This is a genomic window from Azospira sp. I09 (assembly GCF_009177135.1).
GTDB lineage: Bacteria > Pseudomonadota > Gammaproteobacteria > Burkholderiales > Rhodocyclaceae > Azospira > Azospira oryzae.
Genome location: NZ_AP021844.1, coordinates 2,211,671 through 2,229,880, shown reverse-complemented (window position 1 = coordinate 2,229,880; position 18,210 = coordinate 2,211,671). Strand labels below are relative to the sequence as shown.

At 67.2% G+C, this 18,210-nt stretch carries 19 protein-coding genes; 17 read left to right on the top strand and 2 right to left on the bottom strand.

All coding sequences use genetic code 11. From position 1 onward, the window contains the following. The first annotated feature begins 4 nt into the window (after positions 1-4). The 4 genes from AZSP09_RS10400 (at position 5) to AZSP09_RS10385 (ending at position 4,804) form a co-directional block, all read left to right on the top strand. Positions 5-1,144, top strand: coding sequence for a glycosyltransferase family 9 protein (locus tag AZSP09_RS10400; protein ID WP_152089980.1), 1,140 nt, complete (start codon positions 5-7; stop codon positions 1,142-1,144). After that, on the top strand, positions 1,141-2,373 hold the full coding sequence (locus AZSP09_RS10395) for a glycosyltransferase (protein ID WP_152089979.1): 1,233 nt from the start codon (positions 1,141-1,143) through the stop codon (positions 2,371-2,373). The genes AZSP09_RS10400 and AZSP09_RS10395 overlap by 4 nt, the downstream gene beginning before the upstream one ends. A gap of 62 nt (positions 2,374-2,435) precedes the next feature. Continuing rightward, complete coding sequence (locus AZSP09_RS10390) at positions 2,436-3,503, top strand: glycosyltransferase family 9 protein (protein WP_152089978.1); 1,068 nt, start codon at positions 2,436-2,438, stop codon at positions 3,501-3,503. Further along, positions 3,482-4,804, top strand: coding sequence for an O-antigen ligase family protein (locus AZSP09_RS10385; protein ID WP_152089977.1), 1,323 nt, complete (start codon positions 3,482-3,484; stop codon positions 4,802-4,804). Before AZSP09_RS10390 ends, AZSP09_RS10385 begins: the two co-directional genes overlap by 22 nt. Here the strand turns inward: AZSP09_RS10385 and AZSP09_RS10380 are convergent. After that, the gene (locus tag AZSP09_RS10380) at positions 4,777-5,811 is read right to left on the bottom strand and encodes a glycosyltransferase family 9 protein (protein WP_172974741.1); all 1,035 of its coding nucleotides are present in this window, start codon (positions 5,809-5,811) and stop codon (positions 4,777-4,779) included. The two genes, AZSP09_RS10385 and AZSP09_RS10380, sit on opposite strands and share 28 nt — an antisense overlap. Before the next feature lie 264 nt (positions 5,812-6,075). Between AZSP09_RS10380 and AZSP09_RS10375 the strand changes: the two genes are divergently transcribed. Next, positions 6,076-7,074, top strand: a complete 999-nt coding sequence (locus AZSP09_RS10375; protein ID WP_172974740.1) for a glycosyltransferase family 9 protein — start codon at positions 6,076-6,078, stop codon at positions 7,072-7,074. A gap of 19 nt (positions 7,075-7,093) precedes the next feature. Here the strand turns inward: AZSP09_RS10375 and polA are convergent, their stop codons facing one another. Then, positions 7,094-9,826, bottom strand: coding sequence for a DNA polymerase I (gene polA, locus AZSP09_RS10370; protein WP_152089974.1), 2,733 nt, complete (start codon positions 9,824-9,826; stop codon positions 7,094-7,096). A 26-nt stretch (positions 9,827-9,852) separates the two neighbouring features. Here polA and AZSP09_RS10365 point away from each other — a divergent pair, with 26 nt between their 5' ends. The 12 genes from AZSP09_RS10365 to AZSP09_RS10310 all read left to right on the top strand — a co-directional run bounded on the left by AZSP09_RS10365 (position 9,853) and on the right by AZSP09_RS10310 (position 18,206). After that, positions 9,853-10,581, top strand: coding sequence for a TIGR00730 family Rossman fold protein (locus tag AZSP09_RS10365; RefSeq protein WP_014235573.1), 729 nt, complete (start codon positions 9,853-9,855; stop codon positions 10,579-10,581). A gap of 44 nt (positions 10,582-10,625) precedes the next feature. Next, positions 10,626-10,976: a DUF2782 domain-containing protein gene (locus AZSP09_RS10360; RefSeq protein ID WP_014235572.1), complete on the top strand. Its 351-nt coding sequence runs from the start codon at positions 10,626-10,628 to the stop codon at positions 10,974-10,976. Between the two features lie 7 nt (positions 10,977-10,983). Beyond that, complete coding sequence (locus AZSP09_RS10355) at positions 10,984-11,925, top strand: homoserine kinase (RefSeq protein WP_152089973.1); 942 nt, start codon at positions 10,984-10,986, stop codon at positions 11,923-11,925. A gap of 90 nt (positions 11,926-12,015) precedes the next feature. After that, positions 12,016-12,774 (top strand): BPSS1780 family membrane protein, encoded by a 759-nt coding sequence (locus AZSP09_RS10350; protein WP_014235570.1) that lies wholly within the window; start codon positions 12,016-12,018, stop codon positions 12,772-12,774. A gap of 3 nt (positions 12,775-12,777) precedes the next feature. Then, positions 12,778-13,608, top strand: coding sequence for a BPSS1780 family membrane protein (locus AZSP09_RS10345; protein ID WP_014235569.1), 831 nt, complete (start codon positions 12,778-12,780; stop codon positions 13,606-13,608). Continuing rightward, complete coding sequence (gene nadD / locus AZSP09_RS10340) at positions 13,592-14,266, top strand: nicotinate-nucleotide adenylyltransferase (RefSeq protein ID WP_152089972.1); 675 nt, start codon at positions 13,592-13,594, stop codon at positions 14,264-14,266. The genes AZSP09_RS10345 and nadD overlap by 17 nt, the downstream gene beginning before the upstream one ends. A gap of 7 nt (positions 14,267-14,273) precedes the next feature. Then, positions 14,274-14,645, top strand: a complete 372-nt coding sequence (gene rsfS, locus AZSP09_RS10335; protein WP_014235567.1) for a ribosome silencing factor — start codon at positions 14,274-14,276, stop codon at positions 14,643-14,645. A gap of 8 nt (positions 14,646-14,653) precedes the next feature. Continuing rightward, complete coding sequence (rlmH, locus tag AZSP09_RS10330; RefSeq protein WP_014235566.1) at positions 14,654-15,136, top strand: 23S rRNA (pseudouridine(1915)-N(3))-methyltransferase RlmH; 483 nt, start codon at positions 14,654-14,656, stop codon at positions 15,134-15,136. A 15-nt stretch (positions 15,137-15,151) separates the two neighbouring features. Continuing rightward, positions 15,152-15,772 (top strand): Maf family protein, encoded by a 621-nt coding sequence (locus AZSP09_RS10325; protein ID WP_014235565.1) that lies wholly within the window; start codon positions 15,152-15,154, stop codon positions 15,770-15,772. Between the two features lie 72 nt (positions 15,773-15,844). After that, positions 15,845-16,669, top strand: a complete 825-nt coding sequence (locus AZSP09_RS10320) for an undecaprenyl-diphosphate phosphatase (RefSeq protein ID WP_152089971.1) — start codon at positions 15,845-15,847, stop codon at positions 16,667-16,669. A 49-nt stretch (positions 16,670-16,718) separates the two neighbouring features. Continuing rightward, complete coding sequence (locus AZSP09_RS20610) at positions 16,719-17,624, top strand: alpha/beta hydrolase family protein (RefSeq protein WP_130459864.1); 906 nt, start codon at positions 16,719-16,721, stop codon at positions 17,622-17,624. An 18-nt stretch (positions 17,625-17,642) separates the two neighbouring features. Beyond that, complete coding sequence (locus AZSP09_RS10310) at positions 17,643-18,206, top strand: YqiA/YcfP family alpha/beta fold hydrolase (protein WP_130459865.1); 564 nt, start codon at positions 17,643-17,645, stop codon at positions 18,204-18,206. Positions 18,207-18,210 lie beyond the last annotated feature (4 nt).

Sequence of the window (18,210 nt, the reverse complement as noted above, 5' to 3'; positions counted from 1 at the left end):
GTCCATGCGCCTGCGCCCGCTGGAATCCCTCGTTTACTGGACCCTGCGCCTGGCCAAGGGCCTGGACCGGCGCGACGACCGCCTGGACGCCCTGGACCCGGCGGCGGTCCGCTGCGTGCTGGTGATTTCGTCCACGGCCCTGGGGGACACGGTGCTGTCCTCCGCCGCTTTGGCCCCCCTGCGCCGGCGCTTTCCCCAGGCCCGCCTAGTCGGGCTGGTACATGGGCGCTACCTTGATCTTTTCAGCCATTGCCTGGAGTTGGACCGGGTCGTGCCCTACCACGGCGGCTGGCGCCGTTTTCTGTCTACCGTCTGCGTCCTGCGCCGGGAGCGGCCGGAGGTGGCCTGCATCCTCCACGGTAACGAACCCCAGGCCACGCCCCTTGCGTATCTGGCCGGTGCCCGCTGGATTGCCAAGCTGCCCAATACCAGCCGTTTCCGCTTCCTGCTCGCCAACCGGGACAAGGTACTGGGCTGGAGTCAGCTCGGCCACGGCATGGAACAGCGCCTGGCAGTGGCCCGTCTGTTCGGCGCTGACACCGCGGGTGCCCGCATGGCCTTGCCCCGGATACCCGCCGCCGCCCGGGAAGCGGAGGATTTCCTCGGGCATGTCGGGCTGGCTGGTCGCTGCCTGGTGGGGCTGCAGTGCAGCGCTTCGAGCCGCAGCCGCATGTGGCCGGCCGCCGCTTTCGCCGCCTTGGGTCGGCAGCTGCAGGAACGCCATCCGGAACTGGGCATCGTGCTCACTGGTGCCCCGGACGAAGTGCTCTACCTGCAGGGCATCGCCCGGGACATGGGCGGGGCCGTTGCCGTTGCCGCTGGCGGCCTTTCCCTGACCGCTCTGCCGGAGCTGGTGCGGCGTCTGGCCGTCCTGGTGAGCGGCGATACCGGCACCATGCATGTGGCGGTGGCGGTGGGAACCCCGGTGGTGGGACTGTTCGCCGTCTCCCATCCGGCGGCCTCTGGCCCCGCCCAGGACCCGGAGCGCCACCAGGTCATCCATTATCCCTGCCCCGATCCTCGGGTTCGCACCAAATCTGACGATTCCACCTGGATCGCCCTTATCCCGGTGGAGGAGGTGCTGAGTGCCGTGGAGCGGCGTCTGGGTTCCCCGGCCCAGGGCGTCGAGGGAGGCCAGGTATGACCCTGCGCATCCTGCTTGTGGACTCCGGCAAGGAGTGGGGCGGCGGCACCAACAGCATGATCGAGCTGTTGAAGCGCCTGGACCGCCAGCGTTTTCAGGTCACCGCCCTGTTCTACTGCAACTATCTCAAGGGGGATTCCGACCTGCGCAGGGAGCTGGCGGGCATCGGTGTGCCACTGGAAATACTACCCCCCCCCCGCCAGCCCCTGGCCGCCAAACTGGCCAAGGAGTTTATCCGCGGCTTCCTGCGTCCCTGGCCCGGTCTGCGCCAGCGGGCGCTCCACGGCGTAGAGCGCTGGTGGCGCATCGATCCCCTGGCCCGGCAACTGGCTGCCCGCCTCCGGGCGGGGGGCTACGACCTGCTGTACATGAACAACCAGCCTTCTTCCAATCTGGAAGGTTATCTGGCGGCGGAGGCGGCGGGCGTGCCGGCGGTGCAGCATTGCCGTAGCGTCGCTGCCCTTTCTCCTGCGGAGGCCCAGGTGGTCAATCGGGTGGCTTGCCGTATCGTCTGCGTCTCCACCGGCGTACGCAATGCCTTGCTGGCTGCCGGTATTCGCCCGGAGCTGTGCCGGGTGGTCCACAATGCCATCGACGTCCACCAGGTTTTGCCTGCGCCTCTGGATATTCCCGGCAAGGCACCGGGAGCCGTGGTCGTCGGCTGTGTCGGTTCCCTTCTTCCCCGAAAATCCGTGGACCATTTCCTGCGGGCCGTGGCGGTGGTGGCGCCCGCTATGCCTCCCCTCCATCTGGTGGTGGTCGGGGACGGTCCAGAACGCGGCAATCTGGAGCGTCTCGCTCACCAGCTAGGCCTGGGCGGCCGCATCACCTTTGCCGGTTTCCAGCAGGCGCCCCTGGCCTGGATCGCTACCATGGACATCCTTGTGCAGACCTCTCCCCGGGAAGGATTGCCCCGGGTAGTCCTGGAAGCCATGCTGCTGCAAAAGCCGGTACTGGGCAGCGATGTCGTCGGTACCCAGGAACTGGTACGCCATGGCAGCACCGGCTTGCTTTATCCCTACGGTGACATTCCGGCCCTGACCCGCTGCTTGGAAACCCTTGCCGGAGATCCGGCCCTGCGCCAGCGCCTGGGGGCAGCCGGACGGGAGCGGGTTCTACAGGATTTTTCCATCGCACAGTATGTGGCAGGGGTGGCGGCTGAACTGGAGGCTGCAACTGCTGGGGGTGGTGCGCTGGAAGGCGGGCTTGGCGGGAAGGGGCAGCGGTGATCCAGATACTCCTTACCCGCCTACTGCTACCCTTTTTGGCTTTCTTCGCTCGGCCGCGGCAGATGCCGCCCCAGCGCATTCTGGTGATCCAGGCTGCTAAGATAGGCGACGCCATCTGCACCTCTCCGCTGCTGCGGGAATTGCGGCTGGGCTTTCCGCAAGCCCACATCACCCTTTACGCCGGTCCCGCCGCCGCGCCCCTGCTGCAGGCCAGTCCTCGCATCGATGCCCTGCAGGTGTTGGATTCGCGCCAATACAAGGGGCTGGTGGCCAAATGGCGCCTAGCCCGGGAAATCCGCCACCAGCGCTTCGATACCGTGCTCTGCTGTAATGGCGGTGCCCTCTGGCCCAGCGTGCTGGCCTGGGCGGGCATCCCGCTGCGTATCGGGGTGGTTCCCAATTTCCGCGGCCGCAGCATGGAAGCGGCCTGCAAGCTGTGGACCCACGGCATTGCCCACCAGGGCCAGCGGCTCATCGTGGAAACCTACTTCGAGATGCTGGCGGTCCTGGGGCTGGCCCCCATCGACCGGGACAAGGAGGTCTTCTCTGCCCCGGGGGCCGTAGCCCGGGTGGCTGCACTGCTTCCGGCAGGAGGCCCGACCGTCGGCCTGGCGGTCAGTGCTGCCAACAAGCTCAAGGAACTGGGGGAGGAGAAGCTGGCCGCCGTAGCCCGCCTTGTCCTGGATGCACGCCCCGAGGTCCGGGTGGTGTTTCTCGGCGGCCCCGGGGACGGCCCCCAGGCAGAGCACCTCCGCAGCCTGCTGCCTTCCGGCCTGGCTCCTCGGCTGCTGGATGCCTGCGGCCGCCTGGACCTGGGGGACCTGCCGGCCCTGGTATCCCGCCTGGACCTTTTCATCGGTGTGGATTCGGGCCTCACTTACCTGGCAGATGCCCTGGGTGTCCCTCTGGTCTCCATTGCCGGTCCCTGCAATATGGCCGAGACCCGGCCGGTGGGCGCCCGGGCGGTGATCCTCCAGGAACAACTGCCCTGCCTGCCCTGCGCCCACATTTTTCGCGCCCCCTACAGCTGCCGGGTCGGTACCCGGGCGTGCATCCACCAGATCGACGCCGCCCGCATCGCAACGGCGGCCATAGCCCTCCTGCCCCCATGCCCTACCGAATTGCACTGATATTTTCCCTGGCCCTACTTTTCGTCTGGTCCCTGCCAGGGGTTACCGCCCTGCGCTATCTCCTGCTGCTGGGTGGCCTGTGCTGTTTGCTGCCGGAACTGGCGTGGCTGCCCTGGCGCCACTGGCGCAGTCTGATCGCTCCGCTGGCCTCCCTGGGACTGCTGACGGCCTGGTTGCTGTACCAAGCTGTCTTCATCGCACCGGAACCCGCCTGGGTGCGGGGAGAGCTGACCGGCCAATGGCTTCCGGGTCTGCTCGCCCTTGGACTCGGCCTGCTCCTGGGCCGGGCCTCGGTGCGCCGGGAAGTGCAGGATATGGAGCCCTGGGGGGCTGCCTGGCTGCCCCTGGGTATCGTCCTGGTCCTGGCCAGTCAGGCCCTGATCACCATAGTCCATGCCGTTGTCTACTGGTTCCAGACTGGTGCCTTGCTGGTGCAGGTGGTTCCCCTGACCGGCGGGAAGCTGGAGATGAGCTTCATCCTCAACATTCTCTTGGCCTTCCTCGCGGTGGACCTCTTCGGCCGTGCCTCCAGCCGGGGGCGGCTGTTGCCGGTGCCGCTGGTCGTGACCTTGGCCCTACTCGTCACGGCCCTGATTTCCCTATTCCTGGCCGGCGCCCGCAACGGCCTCATCGGACTGGTGTTTCTCTTCACCTCGGCGACCTACCTCTTCCTCTACGACCAGCGCCAGCGCGTGGGGCTGCTCCGGGCCGGCGGCATTGCCCTGAGTATTACGGCCCTGGTCGCCATCTTTGCCTTTATCAGCATCAAGGCCGATCCGCGCTGGCAGCATTTTTCTGAAACGGCCCGGCTGGCCTGGGACATCGATGGCCACGATGCCTGGCAGGGGGGGCGTCCCATGCCGCTCCTGGTCGATGGTTCGCCGGCCGATGCTTCAGCTTATCTGCGTATTTCCTGGCTGCGGGTCGGTGCCCGCTTGATCAGTGAAAACCCCCTGGGCGTGGGCTACGGCCGCAACGCCTTCGCCCATGCCCTGCGGCCCCATTATCCAGTGCAGTTAGGGCATGCACATAGTGGCTTCGTCGATTTGGGTGTGGGTGGCGGGATTCCGGCCACCATCTCATGGCTGGCCTTCGTTGCCAGCCTAGTGTGGCTGGGTTGGCGTAGCTTCTCGCATCGGCACTGCCTGATCGGTCTGCTGCTGATTTTTCTGGCTTCCGGCTTTTCCGGGCGCATGGTCCTGGACAGTGTGAACCGGGACCATATGCTGCAGATATTTTTCTTTCTGTCCGGGGTGTTGCTGGTTCTCGCCAATCACACCGGCCAGTTGGACGGCAACTGACCCGGCAGTTCCTGGAATCGAAGAGGGGGCTTCCCCTGGGATATGGTCCCTTGCATCAGGGAAGTGTTGAGGCGAGCCCAGGCTGACAGTGCCTCCTCAACAGTCAGGCTGTCTACCCGTTGTGATTTGGGCTGCAGCATTACATAGGGGACTCCCCAGGGGTGCCACTCGGCGGCGCTGCTGTCGCCGAAAAAACACACCATCGGTAAGCCCAGGGCGGCGGCCACGTGCATGGCGCCGCCATCGCTGCCGATAAAGCGCTGGGCGCAGGAGCAGGCTGCCACCAGTTCGGCCACTCTCCGGGTTGGCATGGGGAATAGGGGAATGCCTTGGGCCCGGCAGTTAACCTGAATGGCCGTTGCCTTGTCGTCGTCACCGGGATGCATAGGGTCGTTGGCAGAGCCAGGGGACCACAGCAGGAGAAACTGAAATTCCGGCTCTGCCGCGTGTAGCAGAGCCAGGAAGGCGGAGAACTGTGCTTCCGGCCAGCGCTGCTGGGGACGTCGGGAACTGATGTGGACAGCCAGGGTGGGCTTGTCGGCCCGCCAGCCGCCGGCTGACAGCGCTGCCCGGGTCCGCTCCTGCAATTCCTGGTCAGGAACTAGCACCTGTGGCCCTAGTGCGTCCGTCACATCCAGGGCCGCTCCCAGGGCTGCCATCTTCCGCACCTCGTGGGTGCCTCGGGGATCGGCTAGGGGAACGATCACTTGGGGCTGGCGGTGATCTGGATTGTCCCGTTCCCGAAAACCTACCATACGGCTACCCAATTGCCGGGCGTAACGCCAGCCGCCATTGGCTAGCACCACGGTGTCAAAGCCAATTTGGCGCAAGGTGAGCAACAGTTGCCAGCGCCGCCACAGGGTGGCTAGTATTCCATAGCCGGTATCCTTCTGCTGGCGTTTGAGGAAAATGAAAATCTCATCTACATCAGGATTGTTACGAATCGCGTCCACGTTGTAGCTGCTGGCTAGGACCGCAATGTAGGCTTGCGGGTAACGTTGACGCATGCCTCGTATCAAAGGCGTTGTGGCTAGCATGTCGCCGATGTTGTCGCGCCGGATGATGAGAAAACGTTGGGAAGCTCTACGGTTTGGCATCGGAGAGGGAAAGGGGCGCAGTGGCCGCAGGAACATAGAGGGAGCATCAGGGGTGAAGGATAACCGAATCCTCCGGTAGCGTCGATGCGAGGCGCATGCTTGCGTCCCGTCCCCGCTTCCTTTAGCGTAGCGCCTCTACCAACTTCCGTTGTCCGATTCCGTATGGATTCCCCCGTGTCGCCCGCATCCTTTTTGGTTGTCCGCCGCGACAACATTGGAGATCTGGTCTGTACTACCCCCCTCATCTCAGCCATGCGCCAGCGCTATCCTCAGGCTTGGATCGGCGCCTTGGTTAATAGCTACAACGCCCCGGTGCTTTCGGGAAATCCGGATGTGGACCAGGTTTTTTCCTATACCAAACTAAAACACCGAGCGCTAGAGCAAAGTTGGCTGGACAGCGTTGTGGAGCGGCTCGGCATGATCCTGACACTGCGCCGCCGTAAAATCCATACAGTAATTCTGGCGGCACCTGGCAGCCAAGCGAGCGCGGAGCGCTTCGCCCGATGGGTGGCCCCCCATCGGATACTGCGGGCCGACCCGGATCAGGGCGGGCACGAAGTGGAGCGGATTATGAGCTGCCTGTCTTCCTGCGTGGAGGCGCTTCCCGTGACTTTCCCCTGCCGTGTGGTACCTGAGCCGCAGCAGATTCAGCGCTTGACTACGGCACTGCCGCCAGCGTTGGACAATGGGGCCGGTCCACTGGTGGCGCTGCACATCAGTGCCCGCAAGCCCAGCCAGCGCTGGCCCGCCTCTCGTTTCGCCGAACTGGCACGGCAACTGCATGACCGTTGGCAGGCACGTTTCCTCCTGTTCTGGTCTCCCGGGGCAACAGACGATCCGCGGCATCCCGGGGATGACGACAAGGCGGCGGAGGTTCTGGCACTAACCCGCGATCTGCCCATCCATCCCATTCCCACTTCTCACCTGGAGGAGCTTATTGCCGGTCTCTCCCTCGCTGACCGGGTGGTGTGCAGTGACGGCGGTGCCATGCATCTTGCCGCTGGTCTGGGGAAACCAATGGTGTGTTTCTTCGGTAAGTCCTCGGCCGAACGCTGGCATCCCTGGGGTGTTTCCTACCAGTTGCTGCAGCCGGATAGCCTGGACGTTGGGGACGTCGGCGTGAACGCCGCAGTTGCAGCGTTCACCCGGCTAATGGACGACTCTCTAGCCTAGGCGCGGTACCATCGATGGCTTAGTGGGCCTCGTCCCAGTTGTTGCCGACGCCCACATCCACCACCAGGGGCACGGCCAGTTTGGCCACCTGGCCCATGATGGCGGGCAGCTCGGCCCTGACCCGGGCCAGTTCCCCTTCCGGCACTTCCAGCACCAGTTCGTCGTGCACCTGCAGCACCAGGCTGCTCTGCAGGCCGCTGTCGGCGAGCCAGCGGGCGGTGGCGGTCATGGCCAGTTTGACGATGTCCGCCGCCGTGCCCTGCATGGGCGCATTGATGGCGGCCCGCTCGGCGCCCTGGCGGCGGCCGGCCTGGCTGGCGCGGATGTCCGGCAGCCACAGGCGGCGGCCGAAGACGGTTTCCACATAGCCCTGGCGCTTGGCCAGTTCCCGGGTTTCTTCCATGTAGCGGGCGACGCCGGGGTAGCGGGCAAAGTAGCGTTCGATATAGGTCTGGGCGGCGCTGCGCTCGATTTCCAGGGAGCGGGCCAGGCCGAAGGCGCTCATGCCGTAGATGAGGCCGAAGTTGATGGTCTTGGCGTAGCGCCGCTGCTCCGCGGTGACTTCCAGGGGCATGATGCCGAAGATTTCCGCCGCCGTGGCGCGGTGCACGTCCTCACCCTTGGCGAAGGCGTCGAGCAGGCCATGGTCGCCCGAAAGGTGGGCCATGATGCGCAGCTCGATCTGGGAATAGTCGGCGGAAACGATCTTGCAGCCCGGCGGGGCGATGAAGGCGGCGCGGATGCGGCGGCCTTCGGCGGTGCGTACGGGGATGTTCTGCAGATTGGGGTCGCTTGAGGCCAGGCGGCCGGTGACGGCCACGGCCTGGGAGAAGCTGGTGTGCACCCGGCCGGTATGGGGATTGACCATGCGCGGCAACTTGTCGGTGTAGGTGCTCTTCAGCTTGGCCAGGCCCCGGTATTCGAGCAGGGCTTTGGGCAGGGGGTAGTCCAGGGCCAGTTCGGAGAGCACTTCCTCGTCGGTGGAGGGGGCGCCGCCCGGAGTCTTCTTCACCACCGGCAGGCCCAGTTGGGTGAACAGGATCTCCGCCAGCTGCTTGGGTGAATTGAGGTTGAAGGGCTGGCCGGCGATCTCCACGGCCTTGGCTTCCAGCTCCACCAGCTTGCGCCCCAGCTCGTTGCTCTGGGTCTGCAGCAGGCCGCTGTCGATGAGCACGCCGTGGCGCTCCATGGCGAACAGCACTTCCCGGGCCGGCATTTCGATGTCGCTGTAGATGCAGTTGAGCTTGGCATCGGCGGCGATGGCGGGGAACAGGTTTTGATGGACCCGCAGAGTCAGGTCCGAATCCTCCGCCGAATATTCGGCAGCCTGGTCGATGGCCACCTGGTCGAAGCCGATCTGGTTGGCGCCCTTGCCGCACAGGGCGGTGTAGGGAATGGTCTCCAGTCCCAGGTGGCGGCGGGCCAGCTGTTCTAGGTCGTGGCCCTTGTCGCTCTCCAGCACGTAGGACTGCAGCAGGGTGTCGTGCACGATGCCTTTCAGGGCGATGTCGTGGTTGGCGAAGACGTGCTGGTCGTATTTCAGGTTCTGCCCGAGCTTGGCGTGGTTGCTGGCTTCCAGCCAGGGCTTGAGCCGCGCCAGGACTTGCTCCCGGGGCAGCTGGTCGGGGGCGCCCGGGTAGTTGTGGGCCACCGGGATGTAGGCGGCCTCCCCCGGCGTCAGGGCGAAGGAAATGCCGACGATGCGGGCCGAGAGCGGGTCCAGGCTGGTGGTTTCCGTATCCAGGGCCACCAGGGGGGCGGCCAGGATCTTGGCCAGCCAGCGCTCGAAGGCCTCCCAGGTGAGGATGGTTTCGTAATGCTGGCGGTGGGCGCCAGCCGGGGCAGCGGGGGCGGTCGTGGCGTCGCCGGCGGCTTCGGCATCGCCGGCGGCCGCGCCTTCGCCCTGCAGTTCCCGCAGCCAGGTCTTGAATTCGTAGCGGCTGAAGATTTCTTCCAGGGCGGCTTTGTCCAGGGGGCGGGGCGCCAGGCTGGCTGGCGTTTCCGGCAGCGGCAGGTCGCACACCACGGTCACCAGTTTTTTGCCCAGGGGCAGGAAGTCCAGGGCCTGGCGCAGGTTGTTGCCCACCACGCCGCCGATGGCCTCGGCGTTGGCCATGATGTTGTCCAGGGTGCCGTACTGTTCCAGCCACTTGAGAGCGGTCTTGGGCCCCACCTTGGCGACGCCGGGGACGTTGTCCACCGTGTCGCCGATGAGGGCCAGGTAGTCCACGATGCGGCCCGGCTCGACGCCGAACTTGGCGGTGACGCCGGCCTCGTCCAGCACCTCGTTGCTCATGGTGTTGACCCAGCGCACCCGGGGGCTGACCAGCTGGGTCAGGTCCTTGTCGCCGGTGGAGATGACCACGTCCATGCCGGCGGCTTCGGCCTGGCGGGCCAGGGTGCCGATGACGTCGTCCGCCTCCACTCCCTCCTCCATCAGCAACGGCCAGCCGGAAGCCTTGATGGCGGCGTGCAGGGGTTCGATCTGGGCCACCAGGTCGGTGGGCATGGGCGGGCGCTGGGCCTTGTATTCCGGGTACCAGTCGTCGCGGAAGGTCTTGCCCTTGGCGTCGAAGACCACGGCCTTGTAGGTGACGCCTTCTGCCTTGTAGTCGCTTTCCAGCCGGCGTAGCATGTTCAACACGCCGTAAATGGCGCCAGTAGGCTCTCCTGCCTTGTTGCGCAGATCCGGCAGGGCGTGGAAGGCGCGGTAAAGGTAGGACGATCCGTCCACCAGCAGCAGCATCGGCATAAGAACAAAATCCAGAAGACAAAAAAATGAGCGAAAGAACCAAACTCCCGCCCCTGGCGGACCCCGACACCATCACCAGCGCCATGTCGGCCCGGGAATCCTGGCGGATTTTCGGCATTATGGCAGAGTTCGTGGAGGCCACCGAACGGCTGGCGGCCATCCGCCCGGCCGTCTCCATCTTCGGCAGCGCCCGCATCAAGCCCGAGTCGCCCTATTACCAGCTGACCGAGGAAATCGCCCGCAAGCTCTCCGATGCCGGCTTCTCGGTCATCTCCGGCGGCGGCCCCGGCATCATGGAAGCGGCCAACAAGGGCGCCTACCATGGCAAGAGCCCCTCCATCGGTCTCAACATCCAGCTGCCCCACGAGCAGATGGCCAATCCTTACCAGGACATCTCCCAGTCCTTCCGCCACTTCTTTGCGCGCAAGTTCATGTTCGTCAAGTTCGCCAGCGCCTACGTGGTCATGCCTGGGGGCTTCGGCACCCTGGACGAGGTGCTGGAGGCCCTGACCCTGATCCAGACCGGCAAGAGCCGCAAGATCCCCCTGATCCTGGTGCACGAGCCCTTCTGGCGCGGCCTTCTGGAATGGTTCAAGGACCGCCTGGTGGGCGAGGGCATGGTATCGCCGGACGACCTGGACCTGATCCAGGTGATCGACGAGCCGGACCAGATCGTCGAGGCCATTTTCAAGCACTACGAGACCCGCGGCTTTGCCCCCCTGCCCGACGAGCGGGAGATGCTGCTCAATTTGTAATAAAATCGGGCATCCGAATCGGGCTATCTTGCAAAGGCCATCCCATGCGTCGTCTTTCCCTCCTTGCCGCTTCCCTCTCCCTGCTGGTCTGCACCGGCGCGGCTTTTGCCCAGGCCGGCCGTACCGACCTGCAGCCCCTGCCGGCGGTGCCGCCGCCGCCGCCCGAGATGGTGCCCTTCGATGCCGCCATGGAACCCCAGGTGACCATCAAGAAGCGGGAGAACGAGACCGTGGAGGAATACCGGGTCAACGGCAAGCTCTACATGCTCAAGGTCACCCCCAGCCATGGCGTTCCCTACTACCTGGTGGACGACCAGGGCGACGGCACCTTCTCCCGCAAGGACCCGGTGGACAGCGGCGTGCGCGTCCCCATGTGGGTGATCGGCACCTTCTGATCCGGCCGTGTCGGTCTTCACTCCCGTCACCCGGGAGCAGCTGCAGGACTGGCTTTCCGGCTGCGACGTCGGCGCCCTGGCGGATTTCGCCGGGATCGCCGCCGGCGTCCAGAACACCAACTATTTCGTCACCACCGACCGCGGCACCTGGGTCCTCACCCTGTTCGAGACCCTGGGGGCGGCGGAGCTGGACTTCTACCTGGGCCTGATGGCCCACCTGGCCCGCCAGGGCCTGCCCTGTCCGGCACCGGTGGCCGATGACGCCGGGCGCATTCTGCGCCCCCTGGCCGGCAAGCCGGCGGTGCTGGTGTCCCGCCTGACGGGGCAGGAAGTGGAGGCGCCGGGCCCGGCCCACTGCGCTGCCGTGGGCGATGCCCTGGCCCGGCTGCATCTGGCCGCCGCCACCTACGACGGCGTGCAGGACAACCCCCGGGGCGAGGCGTGGCGCCGTCAGGCCGCCGCCCAGGTGCTGCCCCTGCTCAGCGACGAGGATGGGGCCCTGCTGCAGGATGAACTGGCCTACCAGGCCGGGCCGGCCGAGGCCTTGCCCGAAGGCATCGTCCATGCCGACCTGTTCCGCGACAATGTGCTGTTCCAGGGGGAACGCCTGTCCGGCCTGCTGGATTTCTATTTTGCCGCCCGGGACCAGCTGCTGTTCGACCTGGCGGTGGCCGCCAACGACTGGTGCCTGGATGGGGCCGGCAACCTGGAACCCGGCCGCACCCGGGCCCTGTTGCAGGCCTACCACCGGCGGCGCCCCCTGCAGGCGGCGGAGGCCCGGGCCTGGCCCCGGCTCCTGCGCCGGGCGGCGCTACGTTTCTGGCTGTCGCGCCTGCAGGACTTCCATGCGCCCCGGGCCGGCCGCCAGGTGCTGGTGAAGGATCCCCGGCATTTCCGGGACCTCCTGCTGGCCCGTCGCTGCCATCCGGCGGCCCCCTGGATCGACTGATTTCCGGTCACCGCCGCGGCGGTGCCAATTGCCAACCCCCCGCCGTGTCGTTAGCATGGCGCCATTCCTGATTTTTCAACGGTTTTTACCATGTCTGCCGACGCCAGCTCCCCGGATTCCACGCCCACCTTTCCCATGGCGCCGCCGCCCTTCGACGGCAGCTGCCGGGTGGTGCCGGCCGGTGCCGCCATCGAATGGCTGCGTTTCGGCTGGGACCTGTTCACCCGCGCCCCCGGCGCCTGGGTGGTGCTGGCCCTGGTCTTCCTGGTGCTGACTCTGGCGGTGGCCATGGTGCCCCTAGCCGGCGCCCTGGCCTCCCACCTGCTGCTGCCCCTGCTGGCCGCCGGCGTGCTGCAGGCGGTGCGGCGCCAGGAGGAGGGCGGCAAGGTGGAACTGAACGACCTCTTCGCCGGCTTCTCCCGGGAAACCACCGGGCTGGTGGTGGTGGGCCTGTGCTACATGCTGGGCTGGTTCGGCATCCTGGCGGTGGGCATGCTCATCGGCGGCGGTTCCCTCGTGGGCGGCGCTGCCACCGGCGGCTTTGGCGTGGCCATCGCCGGCGTCCTGCTGGCGGTGATGATCAGCCTGGCCCTGGCCGTCCCCCTGTTCATGGCCTTCTGGTTCGCCCCGGCCCTGGTCTACTTCAACCACATGCAGCCGGTGCCCGCCCTCAAGGCCAGCTTCAGCGCCTGCCTGAAGAACATCCTGCCCTTCACCGTCCTCGGCCTCATCATGGGTGTGCTCTTCTTCGTCGCCGCCCTGCCCATGGGCCTCGGTTTCCTCGTCCTGCTGCCGGTGTCCTTCGCCGTCCTCTATGCCTCCTACCGGGATATTTTCCCCACCGCTTGATCCATGCAGGCACTGAACCTTCCCGCCGCCCGCGGCTGGCGCTGGCTGGGCGCCGGCTACGCCCTGTTCCGGCGCAATCCGGCCATCCTCAGCCTGCTCCTGCTGACCTACTGGATGCTGCTGGCCCTGGTGGGCAGCCTGCCGTTCATCGGCAGCCTCATCACCTATCTGGCCATGCCGGCCCTGTCCCTGGTGCTGATGAACGCCTGCCGCGTGCTCGACCGGGGCCTGGCCGTCACGCCCCAGTCCCTGAGCACCGGCATCCGTCCCCAGGCGCCGGTGCTGGTGGGTCTGGGCGGGCTCTATCTGTGCGGCACCCTGCTGATCCTGGGCCTGGCCTCCCTGGTGGACGGGGGCGACCTGTTCCGCCTCATGTTCATCGGCGGCGACCACGGCGACCTGCCGGCGGACAATCCTGAATTCCTCCTCGCCACCCAGCTGGCCCTGCTGCTGGTGGTGCCCCTGGTGATGGCCTTCTGGTTCGCCCCCATGCTGGCCGCCTGGCACCGGCAGGGCGCCGGCAAGGCCCTCTTCTTCTCCTTCTTCGCCTGCCTGCGCAACTGGCGGCCGTTCCTCACCTACAGCCTCTCCATCCTGCTGTGGAGCGGTCTGGTGCCGGCCCTGGCCATGGGGCTGCTGGGCATGATCCTGGGGCCCGGCATGGCGGCAGCCATCGTCATGGTGCCCCTGATCCTGATCCTGGCGCCGAGCCTGGTGGCCAGCTTCTACGTCAGCTACCGGGAAGTCTTTGTCGAAGGCGCGCCGGCCTTCGCCACCACGGTGGGCGACGAGGAAGGGCCGGAAGAGGGCGGCGGCGATGGCGACCATGCCTGAGCAGCGCCCCATCGGCGTCTTCGGCGGCACCTTCGACCCCATTCACCACGGCCATCTGCGCCTGGCCCAGGAGGCGCTGGAGAATCTCGACCTGGCCCAGGTGCGCTGGATTCCCGCCGGCCGGCCGCCCCATCGGGCCGAGCCCCGGGCCACGCCCCAGCAGCGGCTGCAGATGGTGCGCCTGGCGGTGCAGGACAATCCGGCCTTCGTCGTGGACGGCGCCGAGGTGGCCAGCGCCGACCCCAGCTACACGGTGCTCACCCTGGAGCGCCTGCGCCGGGAGTGCGGCCCGGCCCAGCCCCTGGTGCTGCTCACCGGCGCCGACGCCTTCGCCGGCCTGCCCACCTGGCACCGCTGGCAGGACATCCTGGCCCTGGCCCACGTGGCGGTGGTGTACCGGCCCGGCTTTTCCATCGATCCGGCGGCCGTGCCGGGCGAGTTGGCCCGGGAGTTCCAGGCCCGCCGCTGCAGCCCCCGGGAGCTGCAGGCTGCCCCCGCCGGCGGCATCGCCACCTTCCCCATGACGCCCCTGGCCATCGCCGCCACCCAGATCCGCCAGCTGCTGGCCGCCGGCCGCAGCCCCCGTTATTTGCTGCCTGAAGCGGTGATCGCTTATATTCAGGCGCAGCAACTATATCTTTCAACCCCCAGCAATTAGGCACCTGATGGAACTGCAAAAACTGCAAGCAATCGTCGTGGACGCCCTTGAGGACATCAAGGGCAAGGATATCGAGGTGATCGACACCACCAAGCTCACCTCCCTGTTCGACCGGGTGGTGGTCGCCAGCGGCGACTCCAACCGTCAGGTCAAGTCCCTTGCCCGCAACGTCCAGGAAAAGGTGCGGGAAGCCGGCGGCGAGGTGCTCTCCATTGAAGGCGAGCAGACCGGCGAGTGGGTGCTGGTGGACCTGGGCGACATCGTGGTCCATGTCATGCAGCCGGCCGTGCGCAACTACTACAACCTGGAAGAGCTGTGGGGCGCCAAGGCCCCGGTGCGGCGCCAGGCCGGCAGCCAGGGCGGCTCCTCCGCCGCCTGAAGGCAGCCATGAAACTGTGCATCATCGCCGTGGGCCACCGCATGCCGGACTGGGTGGCCGAGGGCTGCGCCGAGTACATCAAGCGCATGCCCCGGGAAATGGCGGTGAGCGTGGTCGAGATCAAGCCCGAGCCCCGGGGCTCGAAAACCCGGGAGCAGCTGCTGAGTGCGGAGAAGGCCCGCATCCGGGCGGCCCTGCCCGGGGGCTGTCGCATCGTCGCCCTGGACGAGCGGGGCGAGGATCTGAGCACCGTCAAACTGGCGGCCCGCCTTGAAGGCTGGATGGGCGAGGGGCGCGACATCGCCCTGCTCATCGGCGGCGCCGACGGCCTCGACCCGGAACTGAAGGCCGAGGCCCAGCAAAATGGCGGCGCCATGCTGCGCCTGTCCAGCCTCACCCTGCCCCACGCCATGGCCCGGCTGATCCTGTGCGAACAGCTCTACCGTGCCGTCAGCGTCATTCGTAACCATCCTTACCACCGGGAAGGCTGACCTTCCCCCACTGCCATGACCATCCCCCTCGGCCCCCGCATCTACCTTGCCTCCCGCAGCCCCCGGCGGCGGGAACTGCTGTCCCTCATGGGCGTGCAGTTCGAAACCCTGCTCTTTCGCAACCCGCCCCGGGCCGACGGCGCCGTGGACGAGACGCCCCTGGCGGGCGAGGACCCGGTGGCCTACGTCAAACGGGTGGCCCGGGCCAAGGCCGAGCACGGCCTCAAGCTGGTGGTGTGGCGGCGCCAGGCGACCCAGCCGATCCTGGCGGCGGACACCACCGTCGAATGCCGGGGCGAGATTCTCGGCAAGCCGACCGACGAGGCCGACGCCCGGCGCATGCTGGAGCTGCTCTCGGGCCAGCGGCACCGGGTTCTGACCGCCGTCTCCCTGGCCTGGAGCGGCCATATCGAGACCGTGCTGTCGGAGAGCATCGTCCAGTTCCGCGAGCTGGAAGAAGCCGAGATCAGCAAGTACATCGCCAGCGGCGAACCCATGGACAAGGCCGGCGCCTACGGCATCCAGGGCAAGGCCGGGATGTTCGTCGAACGCCTGGAAGGCAGCTACACCGGGGTCATGGGTCTGCCCCTGTGCGAGACCGGCGCCCTGCTGAAGATGGCCGGGTATCCCCTGTAAGGTCGCTTCCGGTCGGGGCCGGCGGAGGGGGCGGGTATAATCCCCCCCTCTTTCCTTCCGCCCCGGCTCCCCATGGATCCCCTGCTGCTGCTCAAGGCCCTCATTCTCGGCATCGTCGAGGGCCTCACCGAATTCCTTCCCATCTCCTCCACCGGCCACCTGATCCTGGCGGGGGACCTGCTCGACTTCAACGATGCCCGGGGCAAGCTGTTCGAGATCGTCATCCAGTCCGGCGCCATCCTGGCCGTCTGCTGGGAATACCGGGCCCGCATCGCCCGGGTGCTGCTGGGCCTGCCCCGGGAGCGGGAAGCCCAGCGCTTCGTCATCAACCTGATCATTGCCTTCATCCCCCTGGCCGTCCTCGGCCTGCTCTTCGGCAAGGCCATCAAGGCCCACCTGTTCAACGCCTACGTGGTGGCCACCACCTTCATCGTCGGCGGTCTCTTCATCCTCTGGGCCGAGCGGCGCAAGCACCGCATCCGGGTGGAGACGGTGGAGGAACTGGATGTGATCGACGCCTTCAAGCTGGGCATCGCCCAGGCCTTCGCCCTCATTCCCGGCACCTCCCGCTCCGGCGCCACCATCATCGGCGGCCTGCTCTTCGGCCTGTCGCGCAAGGCCGCCACCGAGTTCTCCTTCTTCCTCGCCATCCCCACCCTGGGTATCGCCACCCTCTACCAGTTGTACAAGGAGCGGGAGCTGCTCTCCTTCGACGATATCGGCATGTGGGCGGTGGGCTTCGTCGCCGCCTTCGTCTCCGCCTTCATCGCCGTGCGCGGCCTGCTGCGCTACATCAGCAGCCACGATTTCACCGCCTTCGCCTGGTACCGCATCGTCTTCGGCGGCATCGTCCTGTGGACCGCCTGGAGCGGCACTGTCAGCTGGTCTGCAGGCTAGGTCGGACAACCCTTTCGGGGCGGCGCTGCCGCCCCGGCGAACCTGCCCCATGTCAGCCCCCCACAACTACGCCGCCAGCGGCCCCTGCCGGGTGCGGGAGGAACTGGAGGTGTGGCACGACGAGCGCCGCCAGCGTCCCATTCCCTGCCGCCACTACCTGCCCCAGGGCGTCGCCCGTACGCCCCTGATCCTCTTCTCCCACGGCCTCGGCGGCGACCGGGACAACGGCGAACGCTGGCTGCGCCACTGGGCCTCCCACGGTTACCGGGGCCTGGCCCTGCAGCACGCCGGCAGCGACGCCGCGGTCATGGCCGGTAGTCCCATGGCCCTGCGCCGGGCCCTGACGGCGGCCACCACGCCGGAGCAGTCCCTGGCCCGCCTGGCCGACCTGGGCTTCGTTCTCGACGAAGTCTGGCGCCGCCAGGCCACGGACCCGGCCTGGGCCGGGGTGGACCTGGAGCGTGTCGGCCTGGCCGGCCATTCCTATGGCGCGGTGACGACCCAGGCCATGGCCGGGGAACGGCGCGCTTATGGGCCGCCGGTGGCGGAGCCGCGCCTGCGGGCCTTCCTCGGCCTGTCGCCCTCCGCCCGGGGCGAGGAGGCGCCCCTCAACGCCCGCTTCGCCGGCATCCGGCGCCCCTTCTTCTGCATCACGGGCACCCGGGACGACGGCATCGGCCTGCACGACATCAGCGCCGCCGACCGCACCGTGCCCTTCCGCCACATGCCCGGCGGCGACAAGTTCCTGCTGGTGCTGGACGGCGCCGCCCACATGCCCCTGGCGGGCAATCCGGGCAGCCGCCACGTCCTGCCGCCCCGGGCCGCGACGGCCATCCAGGGCGCCAGCCTGGCCTTCTGGGAGGCCGCCCTGGGCGGGAGCCAGGCAGCCCGCACCTGGCTCTGCCGGGACTTTCCTTCCACCCTCGTTCCCGGCGACACCTGGGAATGCAAGTAAGCCAGTGAGGCCAGCACCATGAGCGGCATTCTCTATCTCCACGGTTTCCGTTCCTCCCCCGCCTCCTTCAAGGCCCGCGCCGTGGCCGAGGCCATGGCGGCCCGGGGCCTGCAGGAGCGCTTCTTCTGCCCGGCCCTGTCCCACGAGCCGCGCCAGGCAATGGCCCAGGCCGAGGCTATCTTGGCCGCCGAAGGTCCCCTGACCCTGGTGGGCAGTTCCCTCGGCGGCTTCTACGCCACCTGGCTGGCGGAACGCCACGGCCTGCGGGCCGTGCTGGTCAATCCGGCGGTGCTGGCCCATCTTTCCCTGGCGGATTACGTCGGCCCCCAGACCAACCTCTATACCGGCGAGGAATTCCAGTTCACCCGGGAGCACGTGGCCCAGCTGCAGGCCATGGAAGTGGCCGATCTGCGGCCCGAGCGCTACTGGCTGCTGGTGGAGGAGGGGGACGAGGTGCTGGATTACCGCCAGGCCGTGGCCCGCTACCGGGATGCCCGCCAGACGGTGCTGGCCGGCGGCGACCACAGCTTCACGCGATTTGTCGACTTTGTGCCGCAAATCCTTGAATTCGCCGGGTTATAATCCG

Excerpts from the sequence above, each read along its gene's own strand:
- AZSP09_RS10390 (WP_152089978.1), top strand. The coding sequence starts at position 2,436 with ATGCCGCCCCAGCGCATTCTGGTGATCCAGGCTGCTAAGATAGGCGAC.
- AZSP09_RS10400 (WP_152089980.1), top strand. The coding sequence starts at position 5 with ATGCGCCTGCGCCCGCTGGAATCCCTCGTTTACTGGACCCTGCGCCTG.
- AZSP09_RS10385 (WP_152089977.1), top strand. The coding sequence starts at position 3,482 with ATGCCCTACCGAATTGCACTGATATTTTCCCTGGCCCTACTTTTCGTC.
- AZSP09_RS10310 (WP_130459865.1), top strand. The coding sequence starts at position 17,643 with ATGAGCGGCATTCTCTATCTCCACGGTTTCCGTTCCTCCCCCGCCTCC.
- rsfS (WP_014235567.1), top strand. The coding sequence starts at position 14,274 with ATGGAACTGCAAAAACTGCAAGCAATCGTCGTGGACGCCCTTGAGGAC.
- polA (WP_152089974.1), bottom strand. The coding sequence starts at position 9,826 with ATGCCGATGCTGCTGCTGGTGGACGGATCGTCCTACCTTTACCGCGCC.
- AZSP09_RS10380 (WP_172974741.1), bottom strand. The coding sequence starts at position 5,811 with ATGCGTCAACGTTACCCGCAAGCCTACATTGCGGTCCTAGCCAGCAGC.
- AZSP09_RS20610 (WP_130459864.1), top strand. The coding sequence starts at position 16,719 with ATGTCAGCCCCCCACAACTACGCCGCCAGCGGCCCCTGCCGGGTGCGG.
- AZSP09_RS10395 (WP_152089979.1), top strand. The coding sequence starts at position 1,141 with ATGACCCTGCGCATCCTGCTTGTGGACTCCGGCAAGGAGTGGGGCGGC.
- AZSP09_RS10350 (WP_014235570.1), top strand. The coding sequence starts at position 12,016 with ATGTCTGCCGACGCCAGCTCCCCGGATTCCACGCCCACCTTTCCCATG.
- nadD (WP_152089972.1), top strand. The coding sequence starts at position 13,592 with ATGGCGACCATGCCTGAGCAGCGCCCCATCGGCGTCTTCGGCGGCACC.
- rlmH (WP_014235566.1), top strand. The coding sequence starts at position 14,654 with ATGAAACTGTGCATCATCGCCGTGGGCCACCGCATGCCGGACTGGGTG.
- AZSP09_RS10325 (WP_014235565.1), top strand. The coding sequence starts at position 15,152 with ATGACCATCCCCCTCGGCCCCCGCATCTACCTTGCCTCCCGCAGCCCC.
- AZSP09_RS10345 (WP_014235569.1), top strand. The coding sequence starts at position 12,778 with ATGCAGGCACTGAACCTTCCCGCCGCCCGCGGCTGGCGCTGGCTGGGC.
- AZSP09_RS10320 (WP_152089971.1), top strand. The coding sequence starts at position 15,845 with ATGGATCCCCTGCTGCTGCTCAAGGCCCTCATTCTCGGCATCGTCGAG.
- AZSP09_RS10365 (WP_014235573.1), top strand. The coding sequence starts at position 9,853 with ATGAGCGAAAGAACCAAACTCCCGCCCCTGGCGGACCCCGACACCATC.
- AZSP09_RS10360 (WP_014235572.1), top strand. The coding sequence starts at position 10,626 with ATGCGTCGTCTTTCCCTCCTTGCCGCTTCCCTCTCCCTGCTGGTCTGC.